The 20,930-nt window shown below is 69.0% G+C and carries 19 protein-coding genes and 2 pseudogenes; 10 read left to right on the forward strand and 11 right to left on the reverse strand.

Features of this window, described 5'->3' with window-relative positions:
- Nucleotides 1-830, reverse strand: a pseudogene (locus FKV24_RS16675) (RHS repeat domain-containing protein); the annotation flags it as partial.
- Between the two features lie 513 nt (nucleotides 831-1,343).
- Between FKV24_RS16675 and FKV24_RS16680 the strand changes: the two are divergent.
- A complete protein-coding gene (locus FKV24_RS16680; RefSeq protein WP_141483180.1) occupies nucleotides 1,344-1,784 on the forward strand; it encodes a hypothetical protein in 441 nt (146 codons plus the stop codon).
- A 27-nt stretch (nucleotides 1,785-1,811) separates the two neighbouring features.
- On the opposite strand, the pseudogene FKV24_RS20275 reads toward FKV24_RS16680, so the two are convergent.
- The 3 genes and pseudogenes from FKV24_RS20275 to FKV24_RS16690 all read right to left on the reverse strand — a co-directional run.
- Nucleotides 1,812-2,729, reverse strand: a pseudogene (locus tag FKV24_RS20275) (DUF6531 domain-containing protein); the annotation flags it as partial.
- A gap of 407 nt (nucleotides 2,730-3,136) precedes the next feature.
- The gene (locus tag FKV24_RS16685) at nucleotides 3,137-4,267 is read right to left on the reverse strand and encodes a PilT/PilU family type 4a pilus ATPase (protein WP_141483181.1); all 1,131 of its coding nucleotides are present in this window, start codon (nucleotides 4,265-4,267) and stop codon (nucleotides 3,137-3,139) included.
- Nucleotides 4,268-4,373: 106 nt separating this feature from the next.
- Complete coding sequence (locus FKV24_RS16690; RefSeq protein WP_111265699.1) at nucleotides 4,374-5,411, reverse strand: type IV pilus twitching motility protein PilT; 1,038 nt, start codon at nucleotides 5,409-5,411, stop codon at nucleotides 4,374-4,376.
- Nucleotides 5,412-5,580: 169 nt separating this feature from the next.
- Here FKV24_RS16690 and FKV24_RS16695 point away from each other — a divergent pair, with 169 nt between their 5' ends.
- The 3 genes from FKV24_RS16695 to FKV24_RS16705 all read left to right on the forward strand — a co-directional run bounded on the left by FKV24_RS16695 (nucleotide 5,581) and on the right by FKV24_RS16705 (nucleotide 7,997).
- Complete coding sequence (locus tag FKV24_RS16695; protein WP_141483182.1) at nucleotides 5,581-6,309, forward strand: YggS family pyridoxal phosphate-dependent enzyme; 729 nt, start codon at nucleotides 5,581-5,583, stop codon at nucleotides 6,307-6,309.
- Between the two features lie 305 nt (nucleotides 6,310-6,614).
- Entirely contained in the window at nucleotides 6,615-7,466 is an 852-nt protein-coding gene (proC, locus tag FKV24_RS16700; RefSeq protein WP_141483183.1) for a pyrroline-5-carboxylate reductase, read from the forward strand.
- 9 nt (nucleotides 7,467-7,475) lie between these two features.
- Complete coding sequence (locus tag FKV24_RS16705; protein ID WP_141483184.1) at nucleotides 7,476-7,997, forward strand: DUF4426 domain-containing protein; 522 nt, start codon at nucleotides 7,476-7,478, stop codon at nucleotides 7,995-7,997.
- 36 nt (nucleotides 7,998-8,033) lie between these two features.
- Here the strand turns inward: FKV24_RS16705 and FKV24_RS16710 are convergent, their stop codons facing one another.
- On the reverse strand, nucleotides 8,034-8,831 hold the full coding sequence (locus FKV24_RS16710) for a cobalamin-binding protein (protein WP_141483193.1): 798 nt from the start codon (nucleotides 8,829-8,831) through the stop codon (nucleotides 8,034-8,036).
- A gap of 8 nt (nucleotides 8,832-8,839) precedes the next feature.
- Complete coding sequence (pdxH, locus tag FKV24_RS16715) at nucleotides 8,840-9,442, reverse strand: pyridoxamine 5'-phosphate oxidase (protein ID WP_111265695.1); 603 nt, start codon at nucleotides 9,440-9,442, stop codon at nucleotides 8,840-8,842.
- Nucleotides 9,443-9,459: 17 nt separating this feature from the next.
- Here pdxH and FKV24_RS16720 point away from each other — a divergent pair, with 17 nt between their 5' ends.
- Nucleotides 9,460-10,287, forward strand: coding sequence for a kinase (locus FKV24_RS16720; protein ID WP_141483185.1), 828 nt, complete (start codon nucleotides 9,460-9,462; stop codon nucleotides 10,285-10,287).
- 22 nt (nucleotides 10,288-10,309) lie between these two features.
- Here FKV24_RS16720 and FKV24_RS16725 read toward each other — a convergent pair whose 3' ends face one another.
- Complete coding sequence (locus FKV24_RS16725; protein ID WP_111265693.1) at nucleotides 10,310-10,513, reverse strand: dodecin family protein; 204 nt, start codon at nucleotides 10,511-10,513, stop codon at nucleotides 10,310-10,312.
- Nucleotides 10,514-10,660: 147 nt separating this feature from the next.
- On the opposite strand from FKV24_RS16725, the gene FKV24_RS16730 reads away from it, so the two are divergent.
- Both FKV24_RS16730 and aroB read left to right on the forward strand, forming a co-directional pair.
- Nucleotides 10,661-11,203 carry a shikimate kinase gene (locus FKV24_RS16730; RefSeq protein WP_141483186.1) on the forward strand — a complete coding sequence of 181 codons (543 nt, stop codon included), beginning with the start codon at nucleotides 10,661-10,663 and terminating at the stop codon, nucleotides 11,201-11,203.
- Complete coding sequence (aroB, locus tag FKV24_RS16735; protein ID WP_141483187.1) at nucleotides 11,200-12,303, forward strand: 3-dehydroquinate synthase; 1,104 nt, start codon at nucleotides 11,200-11,202, stop codon at nucleotides 12,301-12,303. The genes FKV24_RS16730 and aroB overlap by 4 nt, the downstream gene beginning before the upstream one ends.
- Before the next feature lie 200 nt (nucleotides 12,304-12,503).
- Here the strand turns inward: aroB and FKV24_RS16740 are convergent, their stop codons facing one another.
- Entirely contained in the window at nucleotides 12,504-13,145 is a 642-nt protein-coding gene (locus tag FKV24_RS16740; protein WP_141483188.1) for a cysteine hydrolase family protein, read from the reverse strand.
- A gap of 95 nt (nucleotides 13,146-13,240) precedes the next feature.
- Here FKV24_RS16740 and FKV24_RS16745 point away from each other — a divergent pair, with 95 nt between their 5' ends.
- The 3 genes from FKV24_RS16745 (at nucleotide 13,241) to hemE (ending at nucleotide 15,680) form a co-directional block, all read left to right on the forward strand.
- On the forward strand, nucleotides 13,241-14,203 hold the full coding sequence (locus tag FKV24_RS16745) for a GlxA family transcriptional regulator (RefSeq protein ID WP_141483189.1): 963 nt from the start codon (nucleotides 13,241-13,243) through the stop codon (nucleotides 14,201-14,203).
- A gap of 27 nt (nucleotides 14,204-14,230) precedes the next feature.
- Nucleotides 14,231-14,485 carry a WGR domain-containing protein gene (locus FKV24_RS16750; RefSeq protein ID WP_111265688.1) on the forward strand — a complete coding sequence of 85 codons (255 nt, stop codon included), beginning with the start codon at nucleotides 14,231-14,233 and terminating at the stop codon, nucleotides 14,483-14,485.
- Nucleotides 14,486-14,612: 127 nt separating this feature from the next.
- The gene (hemE, locus tag FKV24_RS16755; RefSeq protein ID WP_141483190.1) at nucleotides 14,613-15,680 is read left to right on the forward strand and encodes a uroporphyrinogen decarboxylase; all 1,068 of its coding nucleotides are present in this window, start codon (nucleotides 14,613-14,615) and stop codon (nucleotides 15,678-15,680) included.
- Between the two features lie 75 nt (nucleotides 15,681-15,755).
- Here the strand turns inward: hemE and FKV24_RS16760 are convergent, their stop codons facing one another.
- From FKV24_RS16760 to FKV24_RS16770, 3 genes are all read right to left on the reverse strand, one after another.
- On the reverse strand, nucleotides 15,756-16,391 hold the full coding sequence (locus FKV24_RS16760; RefSeq protein ID WP_211371902.1) for a copper chaperone PCu(A)C: 636 nt from the start codon (nucleotides 16,389-16,391) through the stop codon (nucleotides 15,756-15,758).
- 295 nt (nucleotides 16,392-16,686) lie between these two features.
- Nucleotides 16,687-17,115 (reverse strand): DUF2946 family protein, encoded by a 429-nt coding sequence (locus FKV24_RS16765; RefSeq protein ID WP_141483191.1) that lies wholly within the window; start codon nucleotides 17,113-17,115, stop codon nucleotides 16,687-16,689.
- 100 nt (nucleotides 17,116-17,215) lie between these two features.
- Nucleotides 17,216-20,809, reverse strand: coding sequence for a hybrid sensor histidine kinase/response regulator (locus FKV24_RS16770; RefSeq protein WP_141483192.1), 3,594 nt, complete (start codon nucleotides 20,807-20,809; stop codon nucleotides 17,216-17,218).
- Between the last annotated feature and the right edge of the window lie 121 nt (nucleotides 20,810-20,930).

The raw sequence follows: 20,930 nt of genomic DNA on the forward strand, positions 1-20,930 counted from the left end.
ACCCGGCTGAGCGCGTCGGTGACCGTCTCCAGATTGCCGTTGGCGTCGTAAGTGAAGTCGGTCGGGTTGGCGCCGGCATCGGCCTGGGTCGCCAGCTGGCCGAGCTGGTTGTAGACCCGCGACAGGGTGCGCTTGAGGGCGTCGTTCTCGCCCAGCACCTCCTCCTTGATCCGGTTGCCGGCGTTGTCGAGGGTGTAGTGCAGGCGGTTGCCGTCGGCATCGACGATGTCGGTCAGCCGGTGCGCGGCGTCATAGACATAGGAGGTGAAGCTGCCATCGGGCAGGGTCACGCTGCTGACCAGGCCGGTCGGCAGGTAGGCGATCGCGGTAATGCGGTCGTCGGCCTCGCTGTTGTCGTCGCTGCCGCGGACCTTGCGCGCGGTCATCCAGCCACGCGGGTGGTACTCGAAGTCGGTGACGACGTCGTTGGCGTCCCTGACCGACAGCACCCGGCCGGCACCGTCGTAGCGCAGGGTCTCGGTGACGTGGCCGAGCGCGTCGGTGACTTTCCACAGATCGCCCTTGCGCCAGGCGCAGGTCGCCGGCGAGGTCGCGCAGTCGCCATGGTCGGCGGCGTAGTACTGGTAGGTGGTCAGGTCGCTGACGTCGCTGCGGGGGCCGTCTACCGAGGTCAGCAGGCCGACGCGCGGGCAGATGCCCGTGTCGACATCGGGTTGTTCGCAGTAGGCGAAAAAAGTGCTTCGCGCTGCATGGACACCCGAGGGATCCGAAACGGTTTTCGACAGGACCCTCCTGTCACTTCGGTATTGCCACGCCCTTTTTTCAACCAAGATCCCATCGGCATCGACCACGCGCTTCTCCGATGGCATACCGGCCGCTGGATCCCAATCGGTTTCGATCGTGGCGGTCAAGCTTGTCCTGCTCCCACCACTGGTCAGACCTATCGTTCGCTGCGTTTCATAGATGTTGTACCCGGCATAACCAAAAGAACTCCTGCCACCCCCAGGACGAATCAGATACGTAGGCCTGTCGCTCCGATACTTTGCAGAATATGACTGAAGCTGCGTACCACTATCGTCCAGGATTTTCAGCTCCTCGACCCTACGCCCCGGACCCGCACTAAAGGTATAGACCTTGGTCTTTCCACTCGAAAAATTGACGGTAGTCATTGTGTCCGAGTTATAGGTCAACTCCACACGACCGGCACCACCAGACTTCTCACTCGTTAGTACACGCCCAAGAGTGTCATAGCTGTATGTCGAAAGCCTGTTCCCGCTGCTATCGATAACACCGGTCAGCAAGACAGAAACATCAGCATCACAATCAGCACTTACGCTTCCACCTGCGTCAACGCACGTCAACCCACTCTCGCCGTACAGGTATTGCTCTCCACGAACATCTCCGGTCCTGACAGCTCCACTCAGAACACCTGCATCGTATGCATACGAAACGAGCTGAACTCCATCCGCGTCAACGCTCTTGAGCACGAACCGCTCCACCTCAACTCCGTTCTCCAATGGCACCCGAACGGCGGCGTAACTGAAATTCAACTTTCGACCATCGTCACTGCTGACGTCGCGCAGCGCATCAAGCTCAAGACACTCACCGGCCGCAATGTCGCTACGACCACAGTAGTTGAAAACCAGGCTCCTATCGGCGTATTCCGAGCGGTTCAACCTGCCATCGGCACGAAACCACAGAGTCCTGCCATCGCCCAGCTCAAGCGACCACTTACCCTTTTTGGCGACAGTGTCCTCATCCGTTATCTTGAGCAATTTTGCATTCTTGGAAACCGATGGCCGCATAAAACCCGGCCCGCCTGAAACAAAGTACTCTACATATCCATCGGTTCTGAGCCAGAAAGAAGGCACACTCCCGGAATCCGAGAAGATCAACCGCTGTGAAAACGAGTGCGACCAGTTTTCACCCAGACCAGAAAGTTGCGGAAAGTCTCCAACCGAGTTGTAGGCCCTGGCAAAATCGGAACCCAGCCAGTTGAAGTCCGAGGTGTGGAACTCCTTATTACCCGTCCCTGCAGAGCAAGGGTTTCCGTCCCTGGAGTTGATGGTGCAATCCGGGGCATGCTGCCGGAGAACCATCCGAATCCTGGCCTTCGTCGAACTAGTGCAAATTTTCGGCCACAAGGCTACATCGGGGTCTCCGTCCGCATTGAATACGGCACGCAATCCAACCGGGCAATCGTAAAAATCGTGTCTTACCGCCTTAAATGTATAGAGATCTGAGGGAACGCCCTCAGGGTCGATGGGAACCACTTCTCTCTGGTTCAATACCGGAACTCCGCCGACATGAGAGGGGTTCATCGTTACTTTTGCCCTCCCCCCAGAGCTAGTCCAACCGGGGAAAGGAGGCGAAATGTACTGTCCGCGAAGCTCAGCCGTGTAATTACCAGACAAAGGATATGTACTTAGACTAGCCGCGACCATTTCATCTTCGGTGTCGCAGATGACGGGGGAGCAGGGCGTAGTGTTGCCTGTCGCGTGCCCACCATAAAAGTCATCCACGAAAGTCTCGTACTCACGTAGCGGGACCGAGTACTGAAAAGTCACTCCCTCCCCTTCTACGTACGCATGCCGACGTTCTAGATATGCATTACCTATCGGCTCCACAGGCTCAGTCCTGATATACGCCTCGGCTTCGGCGAGGGTATCGAACTCTGCATATTCAGTCGCGGGCATCTGCCGGGTTGCGTGGTAGGTATAGGTGGGTGCTTGGGCATAGCAATTGATGGTCGCCATCGCGGCCAACATCACTGCACATACAATTCTCACGAACAGCCTCCTGCTCAATATAAATCGTCCGCTTATGAGCCCCGATCAAGCGGCCGACTGTAGGACATCCGACTCGGATCCTCAAATAAGTCCTGCAATCCGGCACCACCTGTCACCTAGGACACACACTAGGCCCGACTTGCAGAATAGATGACGACAGCGCCCACTCAACGACATAGCCGCCGATCTTCACAACGATCGCGTCTAGTCTGGAAATGAAAATTATGAACTCGACTATGAGACCGGGACAGGGCTCCGGCGTATAGCTTCACAGCTCGCCTTCGAGGCGATTCTTTCTGCCACGGCTCAAGATCACGGGCAGGCATTGTCCAATGTCGCAGGCTACTTTGCTCCTGCGACTGCCTTGTTACAGCGGTTGTTTCCGCCTACCGCGCCTCGGCCACCTCGACCCCGTCCAGCCCCTGGGCCAGGGTCTGGGCGTCGCCGCCCTGGGCGAGCTTGATGCGCAGGCGCACCTCGTTCTGCGAGTCGGCGTAGCGCAGGGCGTCCTCGTAGCTGATCTCGCCGGCCTGGTAGAGCTCGAACAGGCTCTGGTCGAAGGTCTTCATGCCCAGCTGGACCGAGTCCTTCATCACTTCCTTCAGCTTGTGGATCTCGCCGTCGCGGATGTAGTCCTGCACCAGCGGGGTGCCGAGCAGGATTTCCATCGCGACCCGGCGCGCCTTGCCGTCGGGGGTCGGGATCAGCTGCTGCGCGACCACGCCCTTGAGGTTCAGCGACAGGTCCATCAGCAGCTGCCCGCGGCGATCCTCGGGGAAGAAGTTGATGATGCGGTCCATCGCCTGGTTGGCGTTGTTGGCGTGCAGGGTGCACAGCACCAGGTGGCCGGTCTCGGCGAAGGCGATCGCGTGGTCCATGCCCTCGCGGGTGCGGACCTCGCCGATCATGATCACGTCCGGCGCCTGGCGCAGGGTGTTCTTCAGCGCCGCGTCCCAGGTGTCGGTGTCGATGCCGACCTCGCGCTGGGTGATGATGCAGCCCTCGTGCTTGTGCACGAACTCGATCGGATCCTCGATGGTGATGATGTGGCCGGTCGAGTTCTGGTTGCGGTAGCCGATCATCGCCGCCAGCGAGGTCGACTTGCCGGTGCCGGTGGCGCCGACGAAGATGATGATGCCGCGCTTGGTCATCGCCAGCGTCTTGATGATCGGCGGCAGGCTCAGTTCCTCGACGGTCGGAATCTTGGTCTCGATCCGGCGCAACACCATGCCGACCTGGTTGCGCTGGTAGAAGCAGCTGACGCGGAAGCGGCCGACACCGGAAACGCCGATCGCGAAGTTGCACTCGTGGGTCTTCTCGAACTCCTCGCGCTGCTGCGGATTCATCACGTTGAGCACGAGGTCGCGGCTCTGCTGCGGGGTCAGCGCGCTCTGGGTGATCGGCGAGATCTTGCCGTGGACCTTCATCGACGGCGGCATGCCCGCGGTGATGAACAGGTCCGACGCCTTCTGGTGCGCCATCAGCTTGAGGAAGGAGGTGAAGTCGATCGTGCTCATTGCATGTGCCTCCATGAGGCCGGATTGTCTTTCCCGGCGGGGCCGGCGCGTCCCCGCCGCCCCACCCTGTCCAGCACCCCCGGCTCGGCGGGGGCGATGCGCGGAATCAGTCGAACAGGCGCTTGTCCTTGGCGTACTCGCGGGCCTGCTGGCGCGCGATCATGCCGCGCTTGACCAGGTCCTGCAGATGCTGGTCGAGCGTCATCATGCCGTGCTGCTGGCCGGTCTGGATCGCCGAATACATCTGCGCGACCTTGTCCTCGCGGATCAGGTTACGGATCGCCGGGATGCCGACCATGATTTCCCATGCCGCGGTACGGCCGCCGCCGACCTTCTTCAGCAGCGCCTGGCTGATCACCGCGCGCAGCGACTCCGACAGCATCGAGCGCACCATAGGCTTCTCGCCGGCGGGGAACACGTCGATGATGCGGTCGATGGTCTTGGCCGCCGAGCTGGTGTGCAGGGTGCCGAACACCAGGTGGCCGGTCTCGGCCGCGGTCAGCGCCAGGCGGATCGTCTCCAGGTCGCGAAGCTCGCCGACCAGGATGTAGTCGGGATCCTCACGCAGCGCCGAGCGCAGCGCCTCGTTGAAGCCATGGGTATCGCGGTGCACCTCGCGCTGGTTGATCAGGCACTTCTGCGAGGTGTGGACGAACTCGATCGGATCCTCGACCGAGAGGATGTGCGCGTACTCGTTCTTGTTGACGTGGTCGAGCATCGCCGCCAGCGTGGTCGACTTGCCCGAACCGGTCGGCCCGGTCACCAGGATCAGGCCCTGCGGCTGGTCGATCAGTTCCTTGAAGATGCGCGGGCAGCCCAGGTCCTCCAGGGTCAGCACCTCGGACGGAATGGTACGGAACACCGCACCGGCGCCGCGGTTCTGGTTGAACGCGTTGACGCGGAATCGCGCCAGGCCCGGGATCTCGAACGAGAAGTCGACCTCGAGGAATTCCTCGTAGTCGCGGCGCTGCTTGTCCGACATGATGTCGTAGACCAGCGCGTGCACCTGCTTGTGGTCCAGCGCCGGGATGTTGATCCGGCGGACGTCACCATCGACCCGGATCATCGGCGGCAGACCGGCCGACAGATGCAGGTCGGATGCTTTGTTCTTTACCGAGAACGCCAACAGCTCGGCGATATCCATGCGTGCTCCCCCGCACTACTGATCGGCCCCCTGTCGGGAACCTTTAGGACTGGAACGATACTACCCCTGCGGGGCAGTATAGCCCCGGACCCACGACGCAAATCCAGCGCAGGCCAGCAACTGCGGCATCGGTCGCAAAGCCGCCTGCCGGCGACCCGTACCGACTCCGATGACCCCATCCGTGCACGCCAACCCTCCGCACGACGCCTTGCGCGACACCTTGCAAGGTATTGATAACGCGGCACAAAGCGCCGACCGGCCAGTCCCGCGCCTGCTCGCGGTCAGCAAGACCCAGCCGGCGGCGGCCGTCGCCCGCCTGGCCGCGGCCCTGCGCGAACGGCAACCCGACCGGATTCCCGCTTTCGGCGAGAACTACGTCCAGGAAGCCGCCGCCAAGCAGGCCGAATTGGCTTCCGGCACCGACGTCGCCGCGATCGAGTGGCACCTGATCGGCCATCTGCAGTCGAACAAGGCGCGCGAGGCGGCGACCCTGTTCGACTGGGTCCAGACCGTGGACCGCGCCAAGCTGGTCGACGCGCTCGCCCGCCACCGCCCCGCCGGACGCGAACCGCTGAACCTGCTGATCCAGGTCAACATCGACGACGAATCCGGCAAGCACGGTTGTCGGCCGGACGCGATCGCCGCTCTGGCCGCGGCCATCGCCGGCCACGCCAACCTGCGCCTGCGCGGGCTGATGGCGATCCCGGCCCCCGCGCCCGAGCCGGCGGTCCGCCGGCAGGCCTTCGCCGACATGCATCGCTGCTTCCGGGCGCTGCGCGAGGCCCATCCGCGGGTCGACACGCTGTCGATGGGCATGAGCGACGACTACCCGCTGGCGATCGCCGAGGGCGCGACCATGGTGCGGATCGGGACGGCGCTGTTCGGACGGCGGAGCTGAGGGTCAACAACCCTCAGGTCTTCGTAGGAGCGGCGCAAGCCGCGCTCGGGTTTCACGGCAAGGCCCATCGCGGCTCACGCCGCTCCTACGGTGTAAAGGCGTGTGACCCGCCCCCTAAGCGCTGAAGACGCGAATGGGGTGTGGCAGCGCGACGGCAAAGCCCAAGGTTTGCGCAGCAAACTTTGGGGATTCCCGGGCTGCGCCCGGGAATCCCGGCCTACGCCGTTCCTACGGGACCGGACTGACGGGGCCTGGGGCTGGCCGCGCTTGTTATCCTCGTGCCTCCGACACATCGCCCTGCCTCCATGTCCGCTGCCAGCTCCGAATCCACCGCCGCCAGTCCTGCCACCATCGCCTTCATCGGCGGCGGCAACATGGCCCGCAGCCTGATCGCCGGCCTGGTCGCCCGCGGCACCGCGCCGGCCTCGATCCGCGTCGCCGAGCCGGTCGAAGCCCTGCGCGACAGCCTGCGGGCCGACTACGGGGTGGTCACCGTCGCCGATGCCGCCGAGGCGATCGCCGGCGCCGGGGTCTGGGTGTTCGCGGTCAAGCCGCAGGTGATGCGCACGGTCTGCGACGCGGTGGCAGCGACTGCGGCCGAGACTGACCCGCTGGCGGTGTCGATCGCCGCCGGCATCACCTCGGCGCAGCTCGATCGCTGGCTCGGCGGCGATCGCGCGGTGGTGCGGACCATGCCCAACACCCCGGCCCTGCTCGGTGCCGGCATCACCGGACTGTTCGCCAATCCACGCGTGAGCGACGCCCAGCGCGATGCCGCCGAGCGCATCCTCGCGACCGCCGGCGAGACCGTGTGGATCGACGACGAGGCGCTGATGGACGCGGTCACCGCGGTCTCCGGCAGCGGCCCCGCCTATGCCTTCCTGCTCGCCGAGGCGATGCAGGCCGCCGGGCAGGCCCAGGGCCTGCCCGAGGACACCGCCCGCACCCTGGCCGCGCAGACCCTGCTCGGCGCGGCGCGAATGCTGGTCGAGTCCGGCGAGACCGCCGAGGTGCTGCGCAAGCGGGTGACCTCGCCCGGCGGCACCACCCAGGCGGCGATCGAGACCTTCGAGGCCGGCGGTTTCCGTGCCCTGGTCGATGCCGCGATCACGGCCGCGACCCGCCGCGGTCGCGAGCTTTCGGCCGCCAACGACTGAGGGATCGGCATGCGCAACCACCGCTCACGGATCGCATCCGCGCCACTGCGCGCGCTGCTGGCCACCGCCCTGCTGGGCGCCATCGTGGCCGGTTGCGGCCGCGAATCGTCGACACCACCGGCGCCGCAGGGGCACGCGATGGAGGAGGCCACCGTCCGTGCCGGCGACGTCACCGTACGCGCCAGCGTGGTCCCGACCACGCGCCTGGGCGAGGCGGTGGCCCGGCAGTACGGCATCGAACGCGAACCCGGCCGGGTACTGGTCCTGGTCGGCGTCCGCAAGGGCCCGGAGAACGACGAAGTCGCGCTGCCCGCGCAGGTGCGGATGCAGGCCAGCGATCTGCGCGGCGTCGCCGAGCGCCAGGTGCTGCGAGAGGTGCGCGACGAGACCGGCCCACAGCCGGCGCTGATCGACTACGTCGGTACGGTGAAGGTGACGCCGCCCGACACCCTGCGCTTCGACATCCAGGTCGAACTCGACGGCCAGGCGCCGATCCGCCTGCTGTTCAATCGCGACGTGTTTCCGGACTGAGCGCGCAGCGACGCAAGACCGCGGAAGCGTCCGCGCTCAACCCGCGCGCCGCGCCGCCCAGCCCCGCACGATCGCCTCGATCGCGCGCACCCCGTCGGTCAGCGCCGCCGGCCCGGGCTGCAGGATCAGCGGCGACTTGATCTCGTGCAGTTCGCCGTCGCGCACCGCCGGGATCGCATCCCAGCCCGGGCGCGCGGCGACTTTTTCCGGACGGAACTTCTTGCCGCACCAGGAGCCGATGACGATGTCCGGCGCGCGCCGGATCACCTCGTCCGGGTCTTCGAGGATGCGTTGTTTCGCCAGCGGCTCGGCGGCGCGTTCGGGAAAGATGTCGTCGCCACCGGCGATACGGACCAGTTCGGCGACCCAGGCGATGCCGGTGATCGGCGGCTCGTCCCACTCCTCGAAGTAGACGCGCGGCCGCCGCGGCAGCGCCGTCGACGCCGATTCGATCGCGTCCAGCCCGCGCCGCAGCTCGTCGGCCCAGGCATTGGCGCGATCGCCGGCACCGACCATCGCCCCGAGCCGGCGGACGTAGTCGAGGATGCCGTCGACGCTGCGGTGGTTGCTGATCCAGACCTCGATCCCGTGGCGGACCAGCTCGGCGGCGATGTCGGCCTGGATGTCGGAAAAGCCGATCGCGAAATCGGGGCGCAGCTTGAGGATCTCGCCGATCTTGGCGCTGGTGAAGGCGCTGACCTTGGGCTTTTCCTTGCGCGCGCGCGGCGGCCGCACGGTGAAGCCGCTGATGCCGACGATGCGGTCCTGCTCGCCGAGCGCGTACAGCGTCTCGGTCGGCTCCTCGGTCAGGCAGACGATGCGGCGCGGTCCGATCATGGCGCTCAGGGGAACAGCATGCGGCGCGACCATTCGCCGGCGCGGTCGCATTCGTACAACTGGCGCTCGTGCAGGCGGAAGTCGGCGCCGTACCAGAACTCGATCGCCGATGGCCGCACCCGCAGTCCGGTCCAGCGCGCGGGCCGCGAGACGTCGCGACCGTCGAACTCCTGCTCGGCCTGGGCCAGGCGCTGCTCGAAGGTGTCGCGCGAATCGAGCGTCTCCGACTGCTTCGACGCCCAGGCGCCGAGCTGGCTGCCGCGCGGACGGGTCGCGAAGTAGGCATCGGCCTCGTCGTCGGCGACGATCTCGACCGCACCCTCGATCCGCACCTGCACGCCGTTGCGCACGCGCGGCCAGTGGAACAGCAGGGCGGCATGCGGATTGGCCTGCAGCTCGCGGCCCTTGCGCCCGTCCAGGTGGGTGTAGAACACGAAACCGCGCGCATCGTGCGCCTTCAACAGCACGATACGCGCGGACGGCCGCGCGTCCAGGCCGGCGGTGGCCACGGTCATCGCGGTGGGATCGGGTTCGCCGGCGGCGCCCGCTTCCGCGAACAGGCGGTCGAAGGTGGCCAGGGCTTCGGTCAGCAGGGGTGAGGTGTCCATGGCGCTATTGTGGGGCGATGGCGCGAGCTCCGCACCCCCCTGCCGATGGCTTCGATCCGGCCTTCGTCGCCGACGTGCTCGACGACGCGCTGGGCCACCGCGGGCCCGGTCATGGCGTGCGGGTGTATGCGATCGCCGGCCTGCAGGGCTCGGGCAAGTCGACCCTCGCCGCCCAGCTCGCCGCGCTGGCGCGGGCACGCGGCCTGCGCTGCGCGAGCCTGTCGATCGACGACTTCTACCTCGGCCGCGGCCAGCGCCGGCGACTGGCGCGCCGCGTGCATCCGCTGCTGGCGACCCGGGGCCCGCCGGGCACCCACGACGTGGCCCTGGCCTGCGACACGCTCGACGCACTGTGCGCGGGCCGGTCGGCACGGCTGCCGCGCTTCGACAAGCTCGCCGACACCCGCCTGCCGCCATCGTGCTGGCGCGACAGCGGCCGCGTCGACCTGGTGCTGTTCGAAGGCTGGTTGCTGAAGACGCCGCCGCAGGACGCCACCGCACTGGCCGCGCCGATCAACGCACTCGAACGCGACGAGGACGCCGACGGCCGCTGGCGGCGCTGGTGCAACCGGGCGCTGGCGGACGCCTACCCGCCGCTGTGGTCGCGGCTGGACCGGTTGTTGTTCCTGCAGCCGCCCGGCTTCGAGGTGGTGCCGCAATGGCGCTGGCAGCAGGAATGCCGCCTGCAGGCGTCGCGCCCACACCACCGCGGCATGACCCGTCCGCAATTGGAGCGCTTCGTCCAGTTCTACGAACGGGTCAGCCGGCAGGCATTGCGGACCCTGCCCGGCCTCGCCGAACGCACCGTGCCCCTGGACGCCCGGCGTCGACCACTGCCCGCTTGAACGGCGCTCGCCCCGCGCACGGTCAATCGACGACGAAGGTCACCTTCAGGTTGACCCGCCATTCGGTCACGCTGCCGTCGGGCGAGGTCACCACCTTGATCTCGTTGACCCAGGCGCCCTGGATGTTCTTCACCGACTCGGCGCACTTCTTCAATCCGGACTTGACCGCGTCCTCGACGCCGGTCTTGGACGCGGCATTGAGTTCGATGACCTTGGCAATGGACATGGCAGGTTCCTTGTGGAATGGCCGGGCGACAGCGCCCGGGCCGACGCTACGTGCCGCCGCGTTAAGCGCATGCGACCATGCCGTGCACGCGGCGCGAACACGCCCGTGCGCAGCGCCCGGAGGGGGCGGTGGCCTACAATCGCGGCGATGAATCCCGCCCGCAACCTGATCCTGGTCGGCCCGATGGGCGCCGGCAAGACCTGCATCGGCCGCCTGCTGGCCGAGCACTACCGGCTGCGCCTGCTCGACGCCGACCACGAGATCGAGCGTCATACCGGCACCACCATCGCAAGGATCTTCGAATGCGAGGGCGAGGCCGGCTTCCGCAGCCGCGAGCGGGCGATGCTGGAAACCCTGCTGGGCGATGACGACCTGCTGCTGGCCACCGGCGGCGGTGCCGTGCTCGATCCGCTCAACCGCGCACGGCTGCGCGCGCGCGGCTTCGTCGTGCATCTGAGGATCAGCCCGGCCCAGCAGCTGGAACGCCTGCGCGACGACCGCAGCCGGCCGTTGCTGGCCCGTCCCGATCGCGAAGCGGTGCTGCGGCAGATGGCCGGCATCCGCGACCCGCTGTATGCCGAGGTCGCCGACCTCGCCTTCGACACCGGCAGTCTGACCGCCGGCGAGGCCGCGCGCCGGCTGCAGCACGAACTCGACCGCCACTGGCAACGCAACGGAGCAACCGCATGACCGCCATCCAGACCGTCCACGTCGGCGGTTCGGCCCCGTACACGGTGACCATCGCCCCCGGCCTGATCGACGACGGCGCGGTGCTGACCCAGGCCCTGCGCGGCCGCCATCTGCTGTTGGTCAGCGACGCCAACGTCGCCCCGCTGTACGCCGCGCGGGTCGAGGCGGCGGCGCGCGCGGCGCGTCCGGCGCTGAACATCGGCCGCTTCGTGATGCCGGCCGGCGAACACGAAAAGACCCTCGCCCGCTTCGGCGAGTGCCTGGATGCGCTGGCGACGCTGGGCGCGACCCGCGACGCCGCGGTGCTGGCGCTGGGCGGCGGGGTGATCGGCGACCTGGCCGGCTTCGCCGGCGCCTGCTGGATGCGCGGCATCGACGTGATCCAGGTGCCGACCACCCTGCTGGCGATGGTCGACTCCTCGGTCGGCGGCAAGACCGCGGTCGACCTGCCCAGCGGCAAGAACCTGGTCGGCGCCTTCCACCCGCCGCGCGCGGTGGTCGCCGACACCGCCACCCTGCGCAGCCTGCCCGATCGCGAACTGCGCGCCGGCCTGGCCGAGGTGGTCAAGTACGGCGCGATCTTCGACGCCGGCTTCCTCGACTGGCTGGAGGCCCACGCCGACGCACTGCTCGCGCGCGACGATGCCGCGCTCGCCGAGGCAGTCGCCCGCAGTTGCCGCTACAAGGCCGACGTGGTCGAGCGCGACCCGTTCGAGCACGGCGACCGCGCGCTGCTGAACTTCGGCCACACCTTCGGCCACGCGATCGAGACCGAGCAGGGCTACGCCGGCGCCAGCGGCGACGGCCTCAACCATGGCGAAGCGGTCGCGGTCGGCATGGTGTTGGCCGCGCGCCTGTCGGCCGATCTCGGCCTCGCCCCGGCCGCCGATGCCCGGCGCCTGCAGGACCTGCTGCAGCGGTTCGGGCTGCCGGTCGCGGTGCCGCCGGGCCTGCCGCCGGAAGCGCTGCTGGCGCGGATGCGACTGGACAAGAAGGCCGACGCCCGCGGCCTGCGCTTCATCCTGTGGGACGCCGCCGGCGCCGCGCGGGTGGTCCGCGACGTGCCCGACGCCGCGGTGCTGGCGGTTCTGGGCGCCTAGAAACACCCGCTCCTACCTGAAAAGGCCATCGCTTCTGTAGGAGCTGCGTGAGCTGCGACCGGATTTCCCGCAAAAGCCCCATCGCGGCTTACGCCGCTCCTACGAAAAGCACCGGGGATCGCGGCTCATACCGCTGTCAGACGGATCCGTTGTCCTCATGCGTGCCCCGCGGCTGTCCGCGGCGGGGCACGCCGGCGGCCTCAGGCCGCCTGTTGCCGCTCGCGGGCGCGCCGGTTCGAGGCGACCGGGTTGTCGGCCAACACCGCTTCGCCGGAGGCCAGCAGAGCGCTCCAGCGCGCGGTGTCGAGCACTGCGGCGAAGTTGCTGTGGAACACCACGCTGAAGACGCGGTGGATCTCCTCGGCGCTGGCGTGGCCGGCGGCGTTCTCGTACGGCAGGGTGCCGGTCGCGTCGCTGAGGAATTCGACCGCCAGTCCCGAGTGCGCGGCCTCGAACACGGTCGCGGCGTCGCAGTTGTGGGTCATGTAACCGATCACGGTAATGGTGTCGATGCCGCGCTCGGCCAGCCACTCGCGCAGGCCGGTGCCGGTGAACACGCTGGCCATCGACTTGTTGACGTAGTGGTCGCGCGGGCGCCCGGCGACCTCCGGGTGCAACGCCCAGTTGGGCGAACCATCGGCGAAGGCCGGCGAATCCGACGGCTCGGTGTGCTGCACCACCACCACCGGTACGCCGGCGGCGCGGGCCGCGTCCATCGCCCGGCCGATATTGGCCAGGCTCTGCCGCGGCGGCGGGTACTCGATCGGCAGTTGACCCTCGAAGTACTCGTTCTGCACATCGACGACGATCAGGGCGCGCTTGCGCGGGGCGGGGGCGTTCATGGGATTGCTCCGGTTGTGTGGGGGTGGAGCCATTCTTGGTCGCGACGGCCCCGCCCGAAAGTGGCCCGAATGACATTCTTGGATATAATCGGGCCATGTCCGTGCCCCGCCCCACCACCGTCGCCGTAGTCGTCTTCGACCGGATCAGCCCGTTCCACCTGGGCGTGCCCTGCGCGGTGTTCGACGATCGCAACGGCGACGGCCAGCCCCGCTTCGAACTGCGCGTGTGCGCGGACGGCCGGCGCCGGCTGCGCACCGATGCCGGCTTCGAGATCCGGGTCGATCACGACCTGGACGGCCTGCACGGCGCCGACGTCGTGATCGTCCCGGCCTGGCCCGATCCCGACCTGCGTCCGCCCGCCGCGCTGCTGGAGGCGCTGCGGGCCGCCCACGCGCGCGGCGGCTGCCTGGTCGGGCTGTGCCTGGGCACTTATGTGCTGGCCGAGGCCGGTCTCCTCGACGGCCGCCCGGCGACCACCCACTGGGCCAGCAGTGAGCATTTCGCCCACCGCTACCCGCGGGTCGCGCTGCAGACCGACGTGCTCTATGTCGACGACGGCGACATCCTGACCTCGGCCGGCACCGCCGCGGCGATCGACTGCTGCCTGCACCTGCTGCGGCGCGAGCACGGCGCCGAGGCCGCCAGCCGAGTCGCGCGGATGCTGGTGGTGTCGCCGCACCGGCGCGGCGGCCAGGCGCAGTACATCGAGCGGCCACTGCCGGACTCCTCCGGCGACGAGCGCCTGGCCGGGGTCCTGGAGTGGGCCCTGCAGAACCTCGAACAACCGCATCGTCTCGACGACCTCGCCGAGCGCGCACTGATGAGCCGGCGCACCTTCACCCGCCGCTTCCGCCAGGCCACCGGCGCCACCGTCCACCAATGGCTGCTGAGCCAGCGTCTGTCGCGCGCGCAGCAGCTGCTGGAAACCACCGACCAGCCGCTGGAGACGATCGCCGCGCGTACCGGCTTCGGCTCGGCGGTGTCGCTGCGGCAGCGGTTCACCGCCACCTTCAGCACCTCGCCCTCGGCCTGGCGTCGCGAGTTCCGCGGCGCATGACGCCACTCGCGTACAATTGCCGTCCTTATGCGCCTGCTCCTGCAACAACGGCCCGACGGCCCCGAAGCGCCACGCTTCGTGCAACTGTTCCTGCAGCCCGATCTGCTGGGCGGCTTCACCCTGGTCCGCGAGTCCGGCCAGATCGGTGGCCGCAGCAGCGTGCGTCGCGAACAGTTCCTCGACCATGCCAGCGCGATCAAGGCGATGGAGCGGGTACGCGACCAGCAGATCAAGCGCGGCTTCCAGGTGATGTTCACCCAGGGCGAGGCGACACGCTCGTGAGCCCCCCCGCCGGCCGTTCAGCCCTCGCCGGACGCCCGGTGAAGGATGGCCGGGCAGCACGATCCGAGGCCGACGCGGTCGCACCAAGAGTGGCCGCCCTCTTTCCCCCAACGTCGAATCCCATCCCGTGACCCTCAAGAACGATCGCTTCCTGCGCGCCCTGCGTCGCCAACCCGTCGACCGCACCCCGGTCTGGCTGATGCGCCAGGCCGGCCGCTATCTGCCGGAGTACCGCGCCACCCGCAAGCAGGCCGGCAGCTTCCTGGCGATGGCCAAGAACCCGGAACTGGCCTGCGAGGTGACCCTGCAGCCGCTGCGTCGCTTTCCGCTCGATGCGGCGATCCTGTTTTCCGACATCCTGACCGTGCCCGACGCGATGGGCCTGGGCCTGTATTTCGTCGAGGGCGAGGGACCGAAGTTCCGCCACCCGGTCCGCAGCGCCGACGACATCGCCCGGCTGGCGGTGCCGGACATGGAAACCGAGCTGCGCTACGTGACCGACGCGGTGCGCACGATCCGCCGCGAGCTCGACGGCAGCGTCCCGCTGATCGGCTTCTCCGGCAGCCCGTGGACGCTGGCCTGCTACATGGTCGAGGGCGGCGGCAGCAAGGACTTCGCCAAGGTCAAGTCGCTGGCGCTGAACGACCCGGCCGCGATGCACCGCCTGCTCGGCGTGGTCACCGACGCGGTGATCGCCTACCTGTCGGCGCAGCGCGCGGCCGGCGCGCAGGCGCTGCAGGTGTTCGACACCTGGGGCGGCGTGCTGAGCCCGCGGATGTACCGCGAATTCTCGCTGCGCTACCTGCAGCGGATCGCGCGCGAACTCGAGCGCGGCGATGGCGACCAGCGCACTCCGCTGATCCTGTTCGGCAAGGGCAATGCCGCCTACCTGGGCGAGCTGGCCGACAGCGGCGCCGAAGCGGTCGGCGCCGACTGGCTGGTCGAGCTCGGCGACGCCGCGCGCGCGGTCGGCGGCCGGGTCGCGGTGCAGGGCAACCTCGATCCGGTCACCCTGTACGCCTCGCCGGACGCGATCCGCCACGAGGTCGGACGCGCACTGGACAGCTGGCGCGACGGCAACGGCGGTTCGCGCGAGGGCCACGTGTTCAATCTCGGCCACGGCATGTCGCCGGACATGGACCCCGAGCACGTCGCGGTGCTGGTCGACGCGGTGCACACGCTCAGCGCGCGCTGAACGCACCGATCGCGGACACATGAAGACGGCGCCCTAGGGCGCCGTTTTCGTTCTCGCTGGCGACGGCCGCGCGGCTCAGTGATGTCCGCCGTGGTGGTCGCCGTCGCCCGCCTGCCCGGCCGGCCCCGAGGCGCCGAGGGCCAGCACCCGGAACTCGACCTCGACCTCGCCGGCATGCTCGAACACCAGGGTCGCCGGCACCGTGTCGCCCTCGGCGAAGGGCTGGGCCGGCTGCATGAACATCAGGTGGTAGCCACCCGGCGCCAACCGGATCTCACCGCCGGCCGGGACCTCCAGTCCCTCTTCCAGGTGACGCATCCGCATCATCCCGTCGACCGTGCGCATCTCGTGCACTTCCACCCGCTCGGCCGCCGGACTGTGGATCGACAGCAGCCGGTCGGCATCGGCGCCGCCGTTGCGCAAGGTCAGGAAGCCGCCGGCGACCTTCGCGCCCGGCGGCATCGCCCGCATCCAGGCATCGCCGGCACCGACCCCGGACGGCATCGGCATCGAGGCCACGGTCCCGTCGGCCGGCATGGCCGCGACGGTATCGGTGGCCGGCTCGGCCGGCTGCGGCGCGGGCTGCTGCGATTCGGGCGGGGACTGCGGCGAGCAGGCCGCCAGCGCGGCGGTCACGGCCGCGGCGACCGCGAGGACCCGCAGCCGCGGCGCGCGGACGGGCAACAAGGTGCGGGAGGACAGCAAATTCATCGGTACTTCTCCAGTGAATCGAACAGGGTCAGGCAACGGCCGCGGTTGCGCCGTTGCGACATCGAGGCGGGCAGGCACGGCCACGGAATGCGCCAGGCACCGGTGGCGGCGACGGGCGCGACTCGCGAAACGGATCGGTCGGCGCCGCCAGGGCGGCGGGATGGCCCGGGAGCCGCTCGCTCAGGCAAGGGCCATCGCGACGCGCGCGGCGTCGCGGAACGGATATCCGGCATGAAAACTCCGGGATGCGAAGGGCGTGCACGAACGGGACGTCCGCGCTTCGGGTTTCCGGGTCTCAGAACGCCCGCGGCGGTCCGCGCGAGCCCAGACCGCAGGGATATCGCCATTGCGCGTGCGGATCGTCGCCGCACGGCGACCCCGACGACGTCCGCCGCGGCGGCGGGAACGCCAGCAGCCACAATGCGAGCAGCAACAGCGACGCCAGCAGCGGGCAGTAGTCGCAGTCGGCGCCGGGAAGGTCGGAAGGCGTCGTGCCGGTGTCGGTATCGGCGCCGCCAGTGGGCAGCGGCAGGTACCTGAGCCCGGCGACGGTGCAGATCGCGCCCAGGTAGACGCCGGGCCCGGCCAGGCCATCGCTCTGCGACCGCGATTCGGCGAGCCGTCCCAGGGTCGGCAGCAGCACCAGCAACACGGCGGCGAGCAGGGCCAACCTGAGCATGCCGGCCTGGAACGAGCTGGACTGGAGCGGACGAAAACGGATCACGCGCGCATTGTAGCCACCGCCCTCCGGGGTCGGGCATGCCGCGATTGTCGATCGCCGCGCCCGGACGCGGCCGGCGCCGCGTCCGCGATCGAGGCGGCCCTCAGCCCGCCGCCGTCGCCGTGACCGCCTCCAGCACCCCGGCCAGCATCGCTCCGGTGACCGGCTTGCGTATGAAGCGATCGAATCCGGCTTCCAGTGCCTCCTGCTCGACCGGCGCGTCGGCGCGCGCGGTGATCGCGATCAGCGGCGCCTGGATGCCCTGGGCGCGCAGTTGCCGCGCCAACGACAGCCCGTCCATGCCCGGCAGGTCGAGGTCGAGCATCACCGCGTCGAAACGCGCCCGCGCCGCCACCTCGGCCAACGCGGCCAGACCGTGCTCGACATGGACCACCCGGTGGCCCTGCGCCTGCAGCAATCCCACCAACACCCCGGCGACGGTGCTGTCGTCCTCGACCAGCAACAGCTCCAGCGGCCGCGATGCGGGCTCCGGCAGCGTCCGCGCGCCGCGCTCGGAGGCGCCACCGGTCGTCGCCGGCTCCGCCGCGCTCGCGGCGAACGGCAACACGACATGGAAGCGCGCGCCGCGCCCGGGCGCGCTGTCGATCTCGATGCGCCCGCCCATCGCCTCGACCAGCTCGTGACAGATCGCCAGACCGAGGCCGCTGCCGCCGTAGCGGTCCGCGGTGCGCGCACCGTCGGCCTGCTCGAAACGCCGGAACAGGCGCCCCTGTTGCTCCTCGCTCAGTCCCGGCCCGGTGTCCTCGACCATGAAGCGCAGTGCGCCATCGGCATCGCGGGCGACGTGCAGGCCGACATGACCGACCTCGGTGAACTTGATCGCATTGCCCAGCAGGTTGAGCAGGATCTGCCGGACCCGTTTGGCGTCGCCGTTGAGCCGCGACGGCAGGTCCTCGCCGAAACCGGACACGAACTCCAGGCCCTTGGCCCGGGCCAGCGGAGCGTTGAGCCCGACCACCTCGCGCAACAGTCGCTGCGGCTCGAATGGCGCGATCACCAGTTCCAGCTTGCCCGATTCGATGCGGGCCAGATCGAGCGCATCGTTGACCAGCCGCAACAGGTGTTCGCCCGCCTGCTTGATCGCCTCGGTGAACTCGCGCTGTTCGCTGTCCAGATCGGTCCCCAGCAACAGCTCGCTCATGCCCAACACCCCGGTCATCGGCGTGCGCACCTCGTGGCCGAGGGTGGCGAGGAAGCGGGTCTTGGCCAGCGACGCCTGGGTCGCGATCTCGCGTTCGTGCTCGGCACGCTCGCGCGCATGCAACTGGCGCAGACGGTCGCGGTAGACATCCGCGCCCCACCACAGCAACAGCGCGGCCAGACCGCCGAATCCGGCCCAGGCCGCCGGCGTGTTCCACCACGGCGGCTGCACGGTGAAGTGCATGAGCTTTTCCGCCGACGCGTTGCCGAGCGCGTCGTTGGCGCGCACGTGCAGGGCATAGCTGCCCGGGGTCAGTCCGGAGAACTCGCGTTCGCCGCGGCTGCCATGCCCGATCCAGTCCGGATCGTAGCCGTCCAGCCGGGTGAAGTAGCGGATCGCCTCCGGATCGTCGAAGGCCATCAGCCGGAACTGCACGCGCAACTCGCGGTCGCTGGCGGTGAGCGCCTGCAGGGCCTCGCCGGACACCGTCCGCCACTGGCCCTCGCGGCGCACCTCGAAGCTGTCCCATTGCAGGCGCGGCTGCGCCGGCGGCGGGTCTTCGCTGGCGGAATCGACCAGGGCCACGCCGCCGTCGTCGAGCGCGCCGACCAGCAGGCCATCGGGGGTCAGCACCGTGGAATGATCGACGAACTGATGGCTGGACAGGCCGTCGGCGAGGCCGAAACGGCGCAGCCGGCCGGTCTGTTGATCCCAGCGGTACAGGCCGCGCGCGGTCGCCAGCCAGACCCGGCCGCGGACATCGACGTGCAGGCCGCGGCCCTCGATCGCCGGGATGTCGTGTTCGGTCCCGATCCGCGCATCCCGGCTCCAGCCGTCGCCATCGCGGTGGAAGCGCTCCAGGCCCGACAGCCGATGCAGCCACATCCGGTCCGGTCCGTCGAAGGCGAATCCGTAGACCCGATCGCCGGCCAGGCCGGGCACCGGCTCGAAGCGCGCCGCATCCGCGGCCAGCCGCAGCACACCGGTATCGCCGGCGACCCACGGCACGCCATCCGGATCGAAGTCCAGGGCCTCCAGGTCGACCATGCCCAGCCCGCTCTCCTCTCCGGCGGGGATGTGGGTGAGCACGCGTCCGCTGTCGGGGTCGCGCTGCTGCACACCGCCGCCGGAGGCGACCAGCCAGAAAGTGCCGTCGGGTGCCTGCCTCATCAGCGGAATCGCGCCGCCGGGGGTCGCGTCGACGGTGTCTTCCGGCGACCAGTCGCTGACCACGCCGTCGCCGTCGACCCGCAGGAGACTGCCGCGCATGCCGGCGGTGCCCAGCCACAGGCGGCCGCGATCGTCCTCGACGATGGAGATCGGCCGCCAGTCGGTCAGCGCCTGGCGGGTCGCGTCGGAGATCGGATGGACGATGCCGGTCTCGTCGAGGTAGTCCAGCTCGCCGCGCTCCCCGACCATCCACAGGCCGCCGTCGATGGACGCCGCCATGCCGAGGTACAGCGAACTGGTGAGGCCGCCGCCCTCGCCGTGGGTGAGTTGGCTGACCTCGCGCCAGTCCGGTCGCAGATAGCCCAGCCCACGTCCGGGCACCGGCAGCCACAACGCGCCGTTGTCCTGCATGTGCAGTTGCTGGATCGCGCGCGCCGGCCCATGCGTGCCGGTCCTGACCGGCACCGGGATCGCGCCCGGGGCGACCTTCCAGACGCTGCGTTGGGTCCCCAGCCACAAGTGCCCGACCCGGTCGTTGGCGACGCTGAGCACGGCATTGGGCTTGGCGAACATCGCCGACCATGCCGGGTCGTCCCAGACGCCTTCGCCGACGCGGCGGTGCAGGCCGGTGTCGGCGCCGACCCACAGCCCGTCGGCGCGCGGATTCACCGAATAGACCAGCGGCGCGGGCATTTCCCCGGGCAGCGGCACCCGCTCGATGGCCCGTCCGTTCCAGCGCGCGAGTCCGGACAGGGTGCCGATCCACAACGCGCCCTCGTCGTCGAACGCCAGCGAGGTGACGGTGCTCGAAGGCAGGCTCGCCGGATCGTCCTTGCGCGGCATGAAGCGGGTGATCCGGCCATCGGCGGCGAGCCGGTGCAGGCCGCCGCCATAGGTGCCGAACCACAGCTCGCCGGGACGACTGGCGATGGCGAAGGTGTCGTCGCTGCCGATCCGCGGTTCGGCGTCCATCCGGTAGTGGTGGAAGCGCTTGCGATCGGCTTCCAGCACGCTCAACCCTCGCGTCTCCACCGCCACCCAGACCCGGTTGTGGTCGTCGACATGGACGAAGGTGATCAGATTGCCGGGCAGGCCGTCGGGATCGGCCGGATCGTGGCGCCAGACCCGCACGCCGGCGCCGTCGTAGCGGGCCAGACCGTCGGTGGTCGCCAGCCAGATGTAGCCGTCGCGATCCTCGGCGATGCCGTTGATGTAGCTGGCCGGCAGCCCGTGCTCGACACCGATCACCCGCACCCGCGGCACGTCCGGCATCGCCGCTCGCGCCGCTGGCGGCCAGATCAGCGACACCGCCAGCAGCGTCGCCAGCAGTGTCCCGGCCAGCCCTCTGGGCAAGTACCTCGTCATCGGCTCCGTGCCTCCCCTTGTCGCCGGCCGTCCGCGCGGCCGAGCGCGCCGCACGCGGACCGACGTGCCGGAGCGCGACCATACCGCAGCCGCGGCCCGCTGTCCGCCCGGCGGCGACCTG

Origin of the sequence: Marilutibacter maris, assembly GCF_006546735.2 — a bacterium.
GTDB lineage: Bacteria > Pseudomonadota > Gammaproteobacteria > Xanthomonadales > Xanthomonadaceae > Marilutibacter > Marilutibacter maris.

Bases quoted from the DNA above. Each gene is read 5' to 3' on its own strand.
- FKV24_RS16685 (WP_141483181.1), bottom strand. From the start codon at position 4,267: ATGAGCACGATCGACTTCACCTCCTTCCTCAAGCTGATGGCGCACCAG.
- FKV24_RS16690 (WP_111265699.1), bottom strand. From the start codon at position 5,411: ATGGATATCGCCGAGCTGTTGGCGTTCTCGGTAAAGAACAAAGCATCC.
- FKV24_RS16695 (WP_141483182.1), top strand. From the start codon at position 5,581: ATGACCCCATCCGTGCACGCCAACCCTCCGCACGACGCCTTGCGCGAC.
- proC (WP_141483183.1), top strand. From the start codon at position 6,615: ATGTCCGCTGCCAGCTCCGAATCCACCGCCGCCAGTCCTGCCACCATC.
- FKV24_RS16705 (WP_141483184.1), top strand. From the start codon at position 7,476: ATGCGCAACCACCGCTCACGGATCGCATCCGCGCCACTGCGCGCGCTG.
- pdxH (WP_111265695.1), bottom strand. From the start codon at position 9,442: ATGGACACCTCACCCCTGCTGACCGAAGCCCTGGCCACCTTCGACCGC.
- FKV24_RS16720 (WP_141483185.1), top strand. From the start codon at position 9,460: ATGGCGCGAGCTCCGCACCCCCCTGCCGATGGCTTCGATCCGGCCTTC.
- FKV24_RS16725 (WP_111265693.1), bottom strand. From the start codon at position 10,513: ATGTCCATTGCCAAGGTCATCGAACTCAATGCCGCGTCCAAGACCGGC.
- FKV24_RS16730 (WP_141483186.1), top strand. From the start codon at position 10,661: ATGAATCCCGCCCGCAACCTGATCCTGGTCGGCCCGATGGGCGCCGGC.
- aroB (WP_141483187.1), top strand. From the start codon at position 11,200: ATGACCGCCATCCAGACCGTCCACGTCGGCGGTTCGGCCCCGTACACG.
- FKV24_RS16740 (WP_141483188.1), bottom strand. From the start codon at position 13,145: ATGAACGCCCCCGCCCCGCGCAAGCGCGCCCTGATCGTCGTCGATGTG.
- FKV24_RS16745 (WP_141483189.1), top strand. From the start codon at position 13,241: ATGTCCGTGCCCCGCCCCACCACCGTCGCCGTAGTCGTCTTCGACCGG.
- FKV24_RS16750 (WP_111265688.1), top strand. From the start codon at position 14,231: ATGCGCCTGCTCCTGCAACAACGGCCCGACGGCCCCGAAGCGCCACGC.
- FKV24_RS16760 (WP_211371902.1), bottom strand. From the start codon at position 16,391: ATGAATTTGCTGTCCTCCCGCACCTTGTTGCCCGTCCGCGCGCCGCGG.
- FKV24_RS16770 (WP_141483192.1), bottom strand. From the start codon at position 20,809: ATGACGAGGTACTTGCCCAGAGGGCTGGCCGGGACACTGCTGGCGACG.